Source organism: Rhodoferax sp. (assembly GCF_012927445.1).
GTDB lineage: Bacteria > Pseudomonadota > Gammaproteobacteria > Burkholderiales > Burkholderiaceae_C > Rhodoferax.
The window spans coordinates 88,382-102,306 of the sequence record NZ_JABBPD010000001.1; the positions used below are offsets into that span (position 1 = coordinate 88,382).

General features: G+C 62.2%; 18 protein-coding genes. 15 read left to right on the forward strand and 3 right to left on the reverse strand.

The genetic code is table 11. The features are described from left to right. Nucleotides 1-99: 99 nt before the first annotated feature. Genes HHJ17_RS00360 through HHJ17_RS00370 form a run of 3 tightly spaced genes read left to right on the forward strand, consistent with a single transcriptional unit; the run spans nucleotide 100 to nucleotide 2,185 of the window. Complete coding sequence (locus tag HHJ17_RS00360; RefSeq protein ID WP_296499143.1) at nucleotides 100-1,614, forward strand: hypothetical protein; 1,515 nt, start codon at nucleotides 100-102, stop codon at nucleotides 1,612-1,614. Between the two features lie 10 nt (nucleotides 1,615-1,624). After that, complete coding sequence (locus HHJ17_RS00365; protein ID WP_296499141.1) at nucleotides 1,625-1,873, forward strand: hypothetical protein; 249 nt, start codon at nucleotides 1,625-1,627, stop codon at nucleotides 1,871-1,873. A 48-nt stretch (nucleotides 1,874-1,921) separates the two neighbouring features. Continuing rightward, nucleotides 1,922-2,185: an oxidoreductase-like domain-containing protein gene (locus tag HHJ17_RS00370; protein WP_296499146.1), complete on the forward strand. Its 264-nt coding sequence runs from the start codon at nucleotides 1,922-1,924 to the stop codon at nucleotides 2,183-2,185. On the opposite strand, the gene HHJ17_RS00375 is transcribed toward HHJ17_RS00370, so the two are convergent. The 3 genes from HHJ17_RS00375 to HHJ17_RS00385 form a co-directional block, all read right to left on the reverse strand. After that, the gene (locus HHJ17_RS00375) at nucleotides 2,178-2,609 is read right to left on the reverse strand and encodes a cold-shock protein (protein ID WP_296499138.1); all 432 of its coding nucleotides are present in this window, start codon (nucleotides 2,607-2,609) and stop codon (nucleotides 2,178-2,180) included. The two genes, HHJ17_RS00370 and HHJ17_RS00375, sit on opposite strands and share 8 nt — an antisense overlap. A gap of 333 nt (nucleotides 2,610-2,942) precedes the next feature. Then, nucleotides 2,943-4,139, reverse strand: a complete 1,197-nt coding sequence (gltS, locus tag HHJ17_RS00380; protein WP_296499136.1) for a sodium/glutamate symporter — start codon at nucleotides 4,137-4,139, stop codon at nucleotides 2,943-2,945. A 44-nt stretch (nucleotides 4,140-4,183) separates the two neighbouring features. Then, complete coding sequence (locus HHJ17_RS00385; protein ID WP_296499134.1) at nucleotides 4,184-5,128, reverse strand: DUF533 domain-containing protein; 945 nt, start codon at nucleotides 5,126-5,128, stop codon at nucleotides 4,184-4,186. 286 nt (nucleotides 5,129-5,414) lie between these two features. Between HHJ17_RS00385 and HHJ17_RS00390 the strand changes: the two genes are divergently transcribed. From HHJ17_RS00390 to HHJ17_RS00445, 12 genes are all read left to right on the forward strand, one after another. After that, complete coding sequence (locus HHJ17_RS00390; protein WP_296499132.1) at nucleotides 5,415-6,281, forward strand: DMT family transporter; 867 nt, start codon at nucleotides 5,415-5,417, stop codon at nucleotides 6,279-6,281. Between the two features lie 82 nt (nucleotides 6,282-6,363). Continuing rightward, nucleotides 6,364-6,837 carry a YeeE/YedE thiosulfate transporter family protein gene (locus HHJ17_RS00395; RefSeq protein WP_296499130.1) on the forward strand — a complete coding sequence of 158 codons (474 nt, stop codon included), beginning with the start codon at nucleotides 6,364-6,366 and terminating at the stop codon, nucleotides 6,835-6,837. After that, a complete protein-coding gene (locus HHJ17_RS00400; RefSeq protein WP_296499128.1) occupies nucleotides 6,834-7,256 on the forward strand; it encodes a DUF6691 family protein in 423 nt (140 codons plus the stop codon). Before HHJ17_RS00395 ends, HHJ17_RS00400 begins: the two co-directional genes overlap by 4 nt. Before the next feature lie 164 nt (nucleotides 7,257-7,420). Further along, nucleotides 7,421-7,711, forward strand: a complete 291-nt coding sequence (locus HHJ17_RS00405) for a nucleotidyltransferase family protein (protein WP_296499997.1) — start codon at nucleotides 7,421-7,423, stop codon at nucleotides 7,709-7,711. After that, entirely contained in the window at nucleotides 7,708-8,058 is a 351-nt protein-coding gene (locus tag HHJ17_RS00410; RefSeq protein ID WP_296499999.1) for a DUF86 domain-containing protein, read from the forward strand. The genes HHJ17_RS00405 and HHJ17_RS00410 overlap by 4 nt, the downstream gene beginning before the upstream one ends. Nucleotides 8,059-8,239: 181 nt before the next feature. Further along, nucleotides 8,240-8,677: an RcnB family protein gene (locus HHJ17_RS00415; protein WP_296500001.1), complete on the forward strand. Its 438-nt coding sequence runs from the start codon at nucleotides 8,240-8,242 to the stop codon at nucleotides 8,675-8,677. An 84-nt stretch (nucleotides 8,678-8,761) separates the two neighbouring features. Further along, the gene (locus HHJ17_RS00420; RefSeq protein WP_296500002.1) at nucleotides 8,762-8,953 is read left to right on the forward strand and encodes a 4-oxalocrotonate tautomerase; all 192 of its coding nucleotides are present in this window, start codon (nucleotides 8,762-8,764) and stop codon (nucleotides 8,951-8,953) included. Between the two features lie 59 nt (nucleotides 8,954-9,012). Beyond that, the gene (locus HHJ17_RS00425; RefSeq protein WP_296500004.1) at nucleotides 9,013-9,495 is read left to right on the forward strand and encodes a TerB family tellurite resistance protein; all 483 of its coding nucleotides are present in this window, start codon (nucleotides 9,013-9,015) and stop codon (nucleotides 9,493-9,495) included. Between the two features lie 201 nt (nucleotides 9,496-9,696). Next, complete coding sequence (locus HHJ17_RS00430) at nucleotides 9,697-11,529, forward strand: long-chain fatty acid--CoA ligase (RefSeq protein WP_296504601.1); 1,833 nt, start codon at nucleotides 9,697-9,699, stop codon at nucleotides 11,527-11,529. Between the two features lie 60 nt (nucleotides 11,530-11,589). Continuing rightward, a complete protein-coding gene (locus HHJ17_RS00435; protein ID WP_296504602.1) occupies nucleotides 11,590-12,912 on the forward strand; it encodes a cation:proton antiporter in 1,323 nt (440 codons plus the stop codon). Between the two features lie 114 nt (nucleotides 12,913-13,026). Continuing rightward, nucleotides 13,027-13,305 (forward strand): DUF427 domain-containing protein, encoded by a 279-nt coding sequence (locus HHJ17_RS00440; RefSeq protein ID WP_296504603.1) that lies wholly within the window; start codon nucleotides 13,027-13,029, stop codon nucleotides 13,303-13,305. After that, nucleotides 13,302-13,925, forward strand: a complete 624-nt coding sequence (locus HHJ17_RS00445) for a methyltransferase domain-containing protein (RefSeq protein WP_296500011.1) — start codon at nucleotides 13,302-13,304, stop codon at nucleotides 13,923-13,925. The genes HHJ17_RS00440 and HHJ17_RS00445 overlap by 4 nt, the downstream gene beginning before the upstream one ends.

Consider the following 13,925-nt stretch of genomic DNA (forward strand, 5'->3'; position numbering starts at 1 on the left):
GGATTCAGGTGAGCCACACACCTGCGTCGCCCCCACGCACAAAAGTGACCGTGTCTCCCCGCAACCTCAAGGGAATGACTGAAGTGGCCAAAATGGGCCATGATCACACGCCGTCATATCTTGATAGCTTCTGCCGCTTTGGGGCCTGGGCTTGCATCGGCCAGGCCATCGGCCTTGTCGGCTGGCAATGCCGATCCCTACATGTTCGCCGCGCATCGGCAAGGGTCATTTGGCAGCCCGGTCGCGTCCGATGCAGGCCGCGTTTATTGCTGCGACGCGGTCACCTACTATTCGCCGGGCTATGCCGTGCATTCGCCACGGCTTGCCTTTGCGGCGGTCTACGCCGACAAAAACACGACCATCGAACACGCGTTAGGCAACGACCTCCCGTTCCAGGGCGTCAGCATTGAAATCGCGGGCGTTCGCACGCCACTCACGGTGGACGGCGCCCCATCGTGGACGGTGGCGAATGGCCGCTATGTGTGGACGGATGCCAATAACCTTGTGATCCCGGCCAACACGACATTCCGCATCATCACCGCCACCAACGTCGCCGCTGGACTCTTGCGCAATTCTCCGATGCGCGTCAATCCGACGATGGCGCTCGATGGCGTTCGCCAAGGGGCCACGGATCAAAGCGCCTACCTTCGGGGTGCGGGCACGTTTTTGGCCAGCACCGGCACGACCTGTATGGCCCCACAGATGATTGTGGCGCAGGGTTGGGCGACGGCCGGCAAGCCGCCGGTGCCACTGATCATTGGCGACTCCATCGCCGCCGGCAACAACGACACGCAATATGGCGTGCCGGCCAACGGCGTGTGGGGCTACCTGGCGCGTGGCTTGACCGATAACGGCAGTTCGACCCGGTTGCCGTACTGCAATCTGGCGATTCATGGCGTGTCGTATTCAGCGGTCGCCGCGGGCACCTTCGCCATTCGAAAGCAGATGATGGCGGATGTGGGCTACCCGTTCACCGCCATCATCAGCGCGATGGGGACGAACGCGGGCGGCGCGGTCTCGGCCATCGCGGGCTGGCCGCCGTTTGGTGCGTTCCTGAAAACGATGGGCAACAAGCCCATCATCCAGACCACAATGCTGGCCAAATCAACGGCCAAGGTCGCCAATCTCGGCTGGACCACGCTGGACAATCAGGTGCGGATTGATTTTGCTGCGTACAACCAATGGATTCGGGCCAAGTCCGATGCCAATTTAGATCATTACATTGACATGGTCGGCCAATTTGAGTCGGCCAATGACTCGGGTCTGTGGGCGGTTCCCAGCTTTGCGACGCTGCTTGCGGCCGATTTTGTAAGCGGCTCCAAGGTCCTGAGTCTGAAGGCCGCGCCACCGGTGCATGCAACGCTGGTTTTGGCGGCGGGCACTGCTAATTACAAAAACTTTGGCGTGGTCGAATCGGTAACCGGCGCGGGTCCGTACACCGTGCAGTTGCGCAACTATGTAACCGGCACGGCCTATCTCGCCGGCACGAGCTGCCAGGAAGTCAACACGACGGATGGTGTTCATCCGCTGACCCGCAACAGTGAAACCGGCATGGCGCCGATCATCGCGGCGAAAAATAGCGGCGTGCTTCGGTTAACCTCTCGCCTCACTTAAAAGGAATCCCATGAAAAAACTCAACGTCACCATCAAGCTCGAACTGTCCGTCCCCGATGATTGGGAACTGGTCCAAACCTCGGAAGGCGGGCAAGTGTTGAAGCTGCCGAACAATCAATTCATGGACATTGCCATCGAGCCCCTGTTTGCCACCGACCCCGAAGAAACCTGGGCCAGCACCGAGGACGATGATGTGCTGAACGACATTTTGGACATGGTCGAGAGCGAAGATGTCGCCTACGAGTTCACCAAGCACTAGGCTTTAACGGGCTGTCCCTTGGAACTCCCCCTGCCGGCACAAGCGGTCATCAGCAGTGAGTCGGCCACCCAAATCTTTGTCACGCTGACGCAGCGCGCGCAAGAATTGGGTTTGACCCTTCGCCCTGCGCCACCCGAACCCACCACCTGCTGTGGACGGGGCTGCAACGGTTGTGTGTGGGAGGGCTTTTTTGCCGCGGCAACCTACTGGCAGGAAGATGCGCTGCTTGCCATTCAGGGCCAGCGGCACACCCCAGTGAGCGGCCATGGGGCGCAAGACGCCAAAACCATGGCCCTCACCTGGCTTACTTAGCCGTCGGCAAATCGGCAGGCGCCATGGCGGCTGGAGTGCGCTCTTGAGCCACAGGGACATGGACCAATTTGCTGGCGTAGCGGGTGTACACCAACCACCCTACTGCGGCCACGATGCAAAGCGTAATCAAGCCACCGCGAAGACCTGACTTGCGCGGTGCCGGGGTGCGTGACAGTGTCACGGGTTTAGCGGCGTTGGCACGAAGCGGCGCTGCGTCACCCTGGCTTTGCACCCGCACGGCCCGCTTTCGGCCGTCGCGATCCGGCTCGATCTCGAATGAAAGTTCATCCCCTGCAGCAGGCAGGCGCCCATCGCGCGGGAACGCGGAAATGTGAACAAAGACATCTGGGCCACCTTCAGTGAAGGCAATGAAGCCGAAACCACGTTCGGCGTTCCATTTTTTGAGCGTGCCGTTAAATTGCATGGTGCGCGGCGACGGCCGTTTTGTGACTGATTTGGTTAGTGTGTTGTGTCATGGTTGACTCTCGATTTAGTGTCCGGCATGGGTGCCGTTTCTTGGTGTTGTCGGATTCTAATTTCCCAGCCAGGCAGCCATTTATGGGCATCAGACTATCGCTATTAATTTAATAGCTGTCTGCGCATATTCTGCGGGGGCCAGAGGCCTAAATCATCTGAATCACCAGCTGATAGCGTGTCCCCCGCCCCTGCCCGGTTTTCTCCAGCAAACCCAGTTCTGCCAGCTGGGTGAGTTCGCGGTAGGCGGCAACAAGGCAGTACGCCCATCGGCGGGGGCGACTTACTTCAGGTAATTCATGTAGGTCGTGATGATGACGGCGTTAAAGAAGTCGATGAACAGCGAGCCCACGATCGGGATGACAAAAAACGCTTTCAACGACGGGCCATTGACGCTGCTAAAGGCCTGCATATTGGCCATGGCGTTGGGCGTTGCGCCCATGCCAAAGCCGCAGTGGCCCGCCGCCATGACGGCAGCGTCGTAGTCACGGCCCATGATGCGAAAAGTGACCCAGTAGGCGTAGGCGAACATCACCGCCGTCTGCACCAGCAGGATGATGAGCAAGGGGCCGGCCACTTGCGCCAGCTCCCAGAGCTTCATCGACATCAGCGCCATGGCCAGAAAGAAGGCCAGTGACACATGGCCGACCACGTCAAACTGGCGCATCGGCAGCTGCCAGTTGCGCCAGTCGATCAGGTTGCGAATCAGCGCCGCCACCAGCATCGGGCCCAGATACGCTGGCAGGGTGATGCCCATGCTCTTGAGCCAGTCCACCAGCAGCGTGCCGACGCCAATGGCGACGGTGACGAGGATGGTGGCGTACATCACGGTCTGGTTGTTGGTCTCGCCGGTTTCCGGGGCGGTCTGGATGTGCGTTACCTCGCCGACGGCCTTGTCGCCAGGCCCGCGCAGGCCGTTGCGCCGCATCAGCAGGGAGGCAACGGGCCCGCCAATCACGCAGCCCGCCACCAGCCCATAGGTGGCGGCGGCGATGGCGGCCGGTAACGCGCCGACCGCGCCGGCCTGCTCCAGCAGCGGGCCGAACGCGGCCGAAGTGCCGTGCCCGCCCGTCAGCGCGATCGACCCGGCCGCCAACCCGATGAGCGGATGCACGCCCAAGGCGACGGCCAATGCCGCACCCAGCGTGTTCTGGATCAGCACCAGCCCGACGGCCGCCGCCAGAAACAGCGCCACGCCCACGCCACCCTTTTTCAGCAACTCAAAGCTGGCCGAAAAGCCGATGGTGGTGAAGAACACCAGCAGCAAAAAGGCGCGCATGTTGTCGTAGAACTGGAACGTGAAGACGCCGGTCTGGTGACCCACCAGCGCGATCAGCGAAAACAGTATCCCGCCGATGATGGGGCCGGGGATGAAGTAGCGCGCCAGCAGGCTGACGTGTTTTTTAATGAATTCGCCCACCACCAGCAGCACGGCGGCAATGCCGACGGTCTGGGCGATATCGAGCTGGATGGTGATCACAACGACGGTTCCTTTATTCTTTTATTGACGCGGAAGCCGTCGCCTCAGCCGCCGCGCACCAGTGCCATGACCTGGGCCGCATCCAGTGTGGAGGCCTTTTGCTGAATCTGGGGCAGGTACTGCGTTTGCAGTTGCTTGGCCGGGGCCAGCAGGCTCTGAAAGGTTTCGCGCAGCAGCGCCGTGCTCATGACCCGGTCGCCCGCGTAGTAGCGCTTGGCCACTTGCCCCAGCGCATAGGTGGTGGCAAACGAAAACGCCATGCCGGTGCCCGCGCTCCCGACATGGCCGATGGTTTTGCCTGCCAGTTTGCCGAGCAGGCCACCCAGCAGCTTGCGGCCAAATTGCTCCAGGTACTGCGAGGTCAGGCCAACACCGGCGGCGGCGATAAATTCCCGCACATGCCCCTGATCGAGCGTGACGCCGTGGGCCTTGCCGATGCTGTAAACCATTTTGACCTGCAGCGGAATGATGGCCATGGAAGCCCACGACTGCGGCAGCAATTCAAGCGCGCCGTTGACCAGGGCGTGGTTCAGGATGGAGCGGTCCAGCTCCGCGTCGTTCGCGGCCGGCGGGGTGGCGGCAGGCGTTGGCAATGCAACATCGGGCAGGTTGATCACGGCCAGGGCTTGGGCTTGCGCATCAAAGGTCTGGGCCTGCGCCGGGTCAATCGCCAGTTGGCGCCGCAAGTCGGTCAGAAAACGGCGCTCGGCATCGGTCTGCTGGCCGTCGGCATCGCAGACGCATACCGCCATTTCGTAGGCCAGCTGGCGGTGGCTGGGGTCGGCCAGCTTGTGCACCGCCGCCTCCAGCCCGACGCGCTTGAGCAGCACGTCCTGGTAAAGCCGCGACAGGTTGGGAGCGCCGGATTCGTTGGACAGGGACTCTGCAATACGGCGGATTTCTTCGCGCTCCGCATCGGCTTTGCTGCCATCGGCAAAGGCCGCCAACAGGGCGATGCAAAGGAGGGCTTCTTGCTGTTCAGGGGTCATGAGGGGTTTTCTTTCAAGCGGAGGCATTACAAAATTTGACGCGGTCAACGAGCGCGGTGCATCGCCACGCGGGAGGGGCGCGGTCATGATAAAACTGCACAGGACACACCCCGTAAAAACCCGTGCAGTTCTCATTTGATGCGATGTGGATTTAACTGACGGCGGCTTGATATTTGCTATGTTTTGTATAGCTTCTTGCGCTTATGCTGCGGGGGCTCAGGCCACTTTTGGCGTATAACGCATGCAGAACTCCCGCCAAAGCACCCCTTCTTTCACCGCCCGCCCCATGTCCCCACTCCGTTTAGTCATTTTGGTCACACTGGCGATGCTGGCATTTGCCGGCAATTCGCTGCTGTGCCGCATGGCGCTCAAGCACACCAGCATTGACGCGGCCAGTTTCACCACCGTGCGTCTGTTGTCTGGCGCCTGCATGCTGTGGTTGGTCGTGCGGCTAAGACGTGGCACGGGTTCAGCCGCAGGGGAACGGGCTGGCGGCAACTGGCTGTCGGCCTGTGCGCTGTTCGTCTACGCGACCGGGTTTTCATTTGCCTATGTCAGCATGCCGGCGGCCACGGGCGCGCTGCTGCTGTTTGGGGCGGTGCAGGCCACGATGATTGGCTATGGCGTGGTCCAGGGCGAACGGATGCACGCGCTGCAGATCGTCGGGTTGGCGCTCGCGTTGGCGGGGCTGGTGGCATTGATGCTGCCGGGGCTGGCGGCACCCAGCTTGCGCAGCTCACTGCTTATGTTGAGCGCGGGTGTGGCCTGGGGCGTTTATTCGCTGCGCGGCAAACAAGAAACAAACCGGGGCGTGAGCGACCCGACCCAGGTGACGGCCGGCAACTTCATGCGGGCGGTGCCGATGGCGCTGGGCTTGAGTTTGCTCACGCTCCAACACCTGTCGTTGGACCGCACCGGCCTCGGGCTGGCGGTCTTGTCGGGCGCGCTGGCTTCTGGATTGGGTTATGCCATCTGGTACCGGGCGTTGCCCGCACTCAAAGCCACCCAGGCGGCCACGGTGCAGTTGAGCGTGCCGGTGCTGGCTGCGCTGGGCGGTGTCGTCTTCATTGGTGAAGCGGTCAGCGCGGCCATGTTGCTGGCGTCGAGCGCCATTTTGGGCGGCATCGCGCTGGTGATTTTGCAAAAGAAATAGCGCGGGCAGATCGGCAGAGCGCGCCCAGCCCAGCCCGTTCCGCTTAAACCGTGAAAAGGCCATTCACGGATAATCTACCCCCATGAACCTTTCTCTTTCTCTCTTTCCCCATGGCTGGCAGCACTATCTGTTGGGCGGGGTCTTCATCGGTGCGGGGGCGGCTTTGCTGTTTGTGCTGACGGGCCGCATCGGCGGCATGAGCACCGTGTTCTCCAGCACCTGGTCTTACGTGGTGCAGCGGCCGTTTTTTCAACAGGCGCGCTTTGTCGATTCGCGCAGTTGGCGGCTGGTGTATGCGTTGGGCTTGATCCTGGGCGCGCTGGTGTGGTGGCTGGGCTTTGCCGGCGGCAAGCCCGAAGCCACGGCGGTGCCGGTCTGGCAGTTGCTGGTAGGCGGATTTTTTGTCGGCTACGGCGCACGCCTGGGCAACGGCTGCACGTCGGGCCACGGCATTTGCGGACTGGGCTCGCTGCAATGGCCGTCGCTGATGGCGGTGCTGACCTTCATGGCGACCGCGTTTCTGACGGCCAATCTGGCGGCGAGGTGGCTGGCATGAGGGCGGCACAAATGGCGTTGCCGAAGATGCTCGCCACCCTGCTGGCGGGCGCGCTGTTCGGCTTTGGTCTGTCGTACGCCACCATGATCCGGCCCGAGGTGGTGTTGAGTTTTCTGCGCTTTCAGGACTTTGGCCTGATGCTGGTGATGGGCGGCGCGGTGCTGGTGGTGGTGCTGGCCTACAAGCTGACGCCGCGCCTGCTGGCCCGGCCCCTGCTGGACGACCACTTCCACGTACATCCTAGCGTCTGGAACCGCGACACCCTCGTCGGTGCCGCCCTGTTCGGCGTCGGCTGGGGCCTGTGCGGCGTGTGTCCCGGCCCGGCCATTGCCGGCCTGGGCGCAGGCAACTGGAGCCTGCTGTGGGCACTGGTCGGCATTGCGCTGGGCGCATTGGCACAGGGACTGCGGGCGAAGTAAAGCGATCGTCAGTGACAGTGGCGGACTGATAGATACTACTTTTTCTATAGCTTCTTGCGCTTATTTCACGGGGGCTAGAGGCACTTTATTCTTAAAATTCAAGAGAATATATCGACTTGGCACGGTAGTAGGTGGGAACAGCCGCTCACAGTACACTCGGCCCCATGCGTCCTTCTGAAGCCCTTACCTTGCACCGCACGCGCATTCGCGAGATTGCGCTAAGCCACCACGTCAGCGGCGTGCGGGTGTTTGGTTCGGCGCTTCATGGCGACGATGTTTCGGGCAGTGACTTGGACCTGCTGGTGGAGCCCACCGCCCAAACCACGCTGATGGACATTGGCGCGATCCGGTTTGAATTAAAAAACCTGCTGGGACTTGAGGTGGATGTGCTCACGCCCAACGGGTTGCCCGCCAAGTTTCGGGACCAGGTATTGCGCGAGGCAAGGCCTGTATGAGTCGCGCAGACCCGCTGCGCATTGCCGACTACCTGCAACACATTCTTGAAGCCATCGACAACATTCAGGATTACACCGCGGGCATGGATTTGGATGCCTTCATGGCGGACCGCAAAACCCGCGATGCCGTGATCCGCAACTTGGAAGTGATCGGCGAGGCGTGCAACAACGTTGCAAAAAACCACTCCATCTTCGCCGCTGAGCACTCCAACGTGCCTTGGGGCTTTGCCTACGAAATGCGTAATGCACTGTCGCACGGCTATTTCACGGTCGACCATGCCATCGTTTGGCAGACTGTCCAGCAAGACCTGCCAAAGCTAAAAAGTCAAATCCTGGCCTTGGTTTGAAACAAATTTATTCTGTTTAGATAGCGCATCTCCAGAAGCAAGGTGGCTGCGCTTTGGGCATAACCGGCTGGCGCCGCTGCTACACCCCGCTACGCTTCTTTGCACAAATGCCCGCCCCGTTTACCGCCGCGACACATGGGGGGCACACCATGAAGGCTCACTTATGACAAGGAGTCACACCATGAAATCCACCGCCATTATTTGCGCCATTGCCGCCGCCAGCCTCGGGTTCAGCACCCTCTCGTTCGCCCAGGGCTATGACCGGCACGGTCAGGGCCAGGAACCCCAGCGCATGCAGCAACACGGTCCCCGCCAGATTGACCAACGTGACCTGCAGCGTTTTGAGCGCCGCATGGACCGGCGCGAAGATCGCCGCTTCGACCGCGCTGAAATGCGTCGCAATGACCGTCAGGGCTTCTACAACGCCCGCGGCCCGGAATTCCGGCGTGGTGGCCATATCCCGCGCGAATTCCGCAACCGCCAGTATGTGGTGTCGGACTACCGCGCCTACCGGCTGAGCGCCCCGCCGCGCGGCCAGCAATGGGTGCAGGTCGGGTCGGACTATGTGATGGTCGCGATTGCCACCGGCCTGATCGCCAGCATCGTGCTGAATCACTAACGCGGCGACGCACCACCCCCCGCCGCTCTGCGGGGGTGGCTCTATGATGTTGGGCTTTCTCCACAACACTTTCCCAAGAACATCATGCCCACCTACCATATTGAAATGCTCGAAGGCCGCACCCTGGAACAGAAGAAAAAACTGGTGGCTGAAATCACCCGTGTCACGGTCGAAGTGCTGGGCGGGAGCCCCGATGCAGTTGATATCTTGATCACCGACGTCAAGCGCGAAAACTGGGCCACCGGTGGCGTGCTGTGGACCGAACCCCGCGCCTAGGCGGGAACTAATGCTCAGCGCACAGCTCCATCAAGACCTCTGATCCACGGAAACCGCCCATGCTGAGAACCCTCAAAGACCTGTTCAATACTTTCACCGCGGCTGCTGCCAGCCCCTCACCGCTTGAACTTGAAAACGCGCTCCAACTGGCGACGGCCGTCTTGCTGGTGGAGGTCATGCGGGCCGACCCCGCGATTGAGGTGGTCGAACGCAACGCGGTGGTCACGGCGCTGCGCCAGAAGTTTGCCCTTGACGAGGTCGAACTGATCCGACTGGTGGCACTGGCCGAGCAGACCGCCTCCAGTGCCTCTGACTACCATGCCTTTACGTCGATCCTCAATGACCACTTCACGCAGGCGCAGAAAATCCTCATTGTTGAATCCATGTGGCAAGTGGCCTACGCCGATGCACATCTGGATGCCAACGAAAACCACCTGATCAGCAAGATTGCCGGCCTGCTGCATGTGACGCATGGCGAGTACATCGGGGCCAAGATGCGGGCCAAAGAAAACTCAAGTCCAAGCCATCCGACCCTGCACTAGCGGCGAGGTTTTTTCGGCGCATTAACGTCGGTGACCCAAGTCAAGACTACGCTGTCAAGCGTGAATAATCGCTATTATTTTTATAGCTACTTGCGCAGGCGGTACGGGGGCTAGAGGTCTAAAACGTATAAATTCCGACGTTTGAAAATGACATAGGCGTGTGTTCGGGTCACCTGCCGGGACCAGCCGCTATCATGAGCCATGAACACCGCTCCCCAACGCACCTTGCCGGCCAGCGTTCGCACGCTGCCGCAGCTCTTTGCCTGGCGCGTGGCCACAACGCCGCGTGCCGAGGCTTACCGACAGTTCAACCTGGAGACCAGCAGCTGGGTCAGCACCAGCTGGGCCGAAGCGGGTGAGCGGGTCGCACGCTGGACCGAGGCGCTGGCCCGGCTCGACTTGCCGCGCGGTGCACGCATTGCCATCTTGCTGCCAAACGGCCTGGATGCCGTCTGCATCGATCAGGCCACGTTGGCGCTGGCCTGCGTGCCGGTGCCGCTGCACGCCCTCGACAACCCGGCGAGCATTGCCTACATCCTGAGCGACAGCGACGCCGTGCTGCTGGTCACAACCTCCGACACGCAGTGGCAGGCCATTGCGTCAGTCCAGCTGCCGCTGCCAGCGTTGCGTCTGGTGGTGGTCACGCAGCCGGCGCCCAGCACAGCCCCCGAGAGCAGCACACCGCCAGTACGGGCCTTGCACGAGTGGCTGCCGGCCGCGGACACGGCCCAAACGACCGACGCCATGCGGCACGCGGCACCGGCAGAGCAAGACCTCGCCGGTTTGGTCTACACCTCGGGCACCACCGGCAAACCCAAGGGCGTCATGCTGACGCACGCCAATGTGATGTCGAACGTGACGGCCACGTTGGCCCGCGTGGCGCCATCGGCGCATGACGTGCTGTTGTCGTTCCTGCCCTTGTCGCACACCTTCGAGCGCACCGCCGGCTACTACCTGCCGATTGCGGCCGGTTGCTGCGTGGCTTTTGCGCGCTCGGTGGCCTTGCTGGCGGAAGACCTCAAAACCGTGCGCCCGACGATCCTGATCTCGGTGCCGCGCGTTTACGAGCGCGTCCACAGCAAACTGCAGGAGATGCTGGCAACCTCCAAGCTGAAATCGCAGCTGTTCGCCTGGGCCGAGGCGGTGGGCTGGCGGCGTTTCTGTCGTCAGCAAGGCCTGCCAATCGAACATGGCGGGCTGCAGCTGCTGGACAGACTAGCGTGGCGGCTGCTGGAGCCGCTGGTTGCGCGACCGATGCTGGCGCGGTTTGGCGGCCGGCTGCGGGTGGCGGTGAGCGGCGGTGCGCCTTTGTCACAACCGGTCGCGCATTGTTTTCTCGGGCTGGGGCTGCCGATTGTGCAGGGCTACGGCATGACCGAAACCTCGCCCATCGTGGCGGCCAATGCGCCGCAGGACAACGACCCGGCCACCGTCGGCCGTCCCCTGGCGGGCGTGGAAGTGCGCATTGGCGACAACCTGGAGCTGCAGGTGCGCGGGCCGAATGTGATGCGCGGCTACTGGAAGCGCGAGGAAGAAACCGCGCGGGCTTTTCGGGACGGCTGGTTTTGCACCGGCGACCAGGCCGCCATCGAGAACGGCCGCATCCGCATTCTCGGTCGCCTCAAAGAAATCATCGTCACCTCCACCGGCGAGAAGATTGCGCCGGCGGACCTGGAACTGGCGATTTCCGCCGACCCGCTGTTTGAACAGGCTTATGTCTTTGGCGACAACCGGCCCTTTATTGCCTGCATCGTGGTGCTGAACCGCGCGGAATGGGAGCGGCTGGCACAGAGCCTGCAGCTGGACGCCGCCTTGCCGGCCAGTCTGGCCGACAGCACCGCCCGCGAGGCCGCCCTGGCGCGCATCAAGTCGCTGACCCACAGTTTTCCGTACTATGCCCAGCCGCGGGCGGTGTGGTTGACGCGAGAGGCCTGGACCCCGGAAAATACCCTGATGACGCCCACGCTCAAAATCAAGCGCAACAACCTGGCGGCGCACTTTGCCGCGCAGATGGCGGCGCTGTACCAGCGCTAGCGGGGCACGTCACGCGATAACCCTGAACTAAACGGACACCGCTGCATCCGAACCTTACCGATGAATAACGCACAATGGTTTTTGCTCGTCGGGGGGCTGATGCTGGTCAGGGGCCTGACCGCCACCCTCCTCAAGCGCTTGCCGGTCACAGCCGCCATTGTTTATCTGGCGGCGGGGCTGCTGGTGGGCCCCAGCGTGCTCAATCTATTTCAGTTCAATCCGCTCAAGGAATCAGCGCTGCTGGAAACGCTGACGGAAGTCGCCGTCTTGATTTCCCTGTTTGCGGCCGGCGTCAAAATGCCGGTCCCGTTCAACTATGGCCGCTGGCGCACGCCGATCCTGCTGGCGACCGTTGCCATGACCCTCACCGTGGCGCTGGTCGCGGCCTTCGCCTATTACGTGCTGGGCCTGCCGCTGGGGGCTGGCGTGCTGCTGGGCGCGATCCTGGCACCGACCGACCCGGTGCTGGCCACCGACGTGCAAAGTCGCCATCCCGGCGATCTTGACCAGCTGCGCTTTACCTTGACCAGCGAGGCCGGCATGAACGACGGCAGCGCTTTCCCGTTTGTGATGCTGGGAATGGGCTTGCTGGGTCTGCATGAACTCGGCGATGGCGGCCTGCGCTGGCTCGCGCTGGATGTGCTGTGGGCCACCGGGGCCGGCATTGCCATCGGCGGCGGCGCAGGGGTGGCGCTGGCACGGCTGGGCTGGAAGCTGCGTCGCGCGCCGCACCAACATGAACTGATGGACGATTTCCTCGGCCTCGGGCTGATTGGCGTCGTTTATGGGTTGGCGGTGTTGGTGCACGCCTGGGGGTTTCTGGCCGTTTTTTTCGCCGCCGTCGCACTTCGCCAAACCGAGTTGAAACTGGCCCAGGCGGCGCGCGAGGCCCTTAACGCACGCACGCTCCCGGAAACCGTCCGCACCGCGACAACGGCAAAGGCCAAGCCGGTTCCCGAGCCCGTGCCAACGGTCAGCGAAGGATCGCTGGTCTTCAAGGAACATCTGGAGCGGCTGTCGGAATTGACCCTGGTGCTGCTGGTCGGTGGCACCCTGTTTCTCAGCTCGTGGAGCTGGGAGGCCGTGGGGCTGGCCCTGTTTTTGTTCCTGATTGCGCGCCCGATCAGTGTCCTGGTCGCCCTGCTGGGCACGCCCACCGCATGGCGGATACGTGGCATGACCGGCTGGTTCGGCGTGCGCGGGATTGGCTCGCTTTACTACCTGATGTACGCCATCCAGCACGGGCTGCCCGACACGCTGGCGATGCAATTGATACAACTGACGCTGATCGTGGTGACGCTCTCCATTGTGCTGCACGGCATCAGCGTCAAACCGTTAATGCGGTATTTCTGGCGGCGCAGCAAGCAGGTAACAATACCCTGATACAGCTATATTTTTTATAGCTATACCTCCAGACCAGACGGGGGCTGGAAGCCTAAAATACCTAAAATTCCTAACAAACGGGGACCACCACCCATTTCACTTTGAAAGCACCTCATGAAAGCCATCTGGAACAACACCGTTATTGCCGAGAGTGACGACACCGTGCTGGTCGAAGGTAACCGCTACTTTCCCGAAAGCGCCCTCAAGCGCGAGTACATCACCTTCAGCAACCACAAGAGTTCTTGTGCCTGGAAGGGCCAGGCCAGCTATTACTCGCTGATGGTCAATGGCGACCTCAACACGGACGCCGTCTGGTATTACCCCGACCCCAAGACCGAGGCCGAGATGGTGCGCGGCCGGGTGGCCTTCTGGAAAGGTGTGACGATCGAATGAGCAGCTCCTGGTACGACCGCCACATCCTGCCCGTCGCGCTGGACTTTGCCTGTGGCCTGCCGATGGTGGGCCGGCAGCGTCAGCTGATCGTGCCGCTGGCGCAGGGCCGCGTGCTGGAGGTGGGCATTGGCACCGGGCTGAACATGCGCTACTACGACAAGAGCCGTGTCACGAAAATTGTCGGCTTGGACCCGGCGCTGGAATTGCACCCGCTGGCGCGGGAACGCATCGCGCAGGCCGGACTGGAGGTTGAGCTGCTCGGCCTGTCGGCCGAAAATATTCCGCTGCCCGACGCCAGCTTTGACACGGTGCTGATCACCTACACGCTGTGCACCATCCCCGACCCGCTGGCCGCGCTCCGGGAGATGCGCCGCGTGCTGGCGCCCGGCGGGCAGTTGCTGTATTGCGAACATGGCCGCGCGCCGGATGCGTCGGTGCAGCGCTGGCAAGAGCGGCTGCAGCCGCTGTGGGGCAAACTGGCCGGCGGCTGCCACCTGGGGCGCGACATTCCGGCGCTGCTGCAGGCGGCCGGCTTTCAATTGCCCGACCTGCACACCGGCTACCTGCCCGGGCCGCGGCCCATGACTTTTCACTACTGGGGCGTGGCCCGCGCCGCTTGA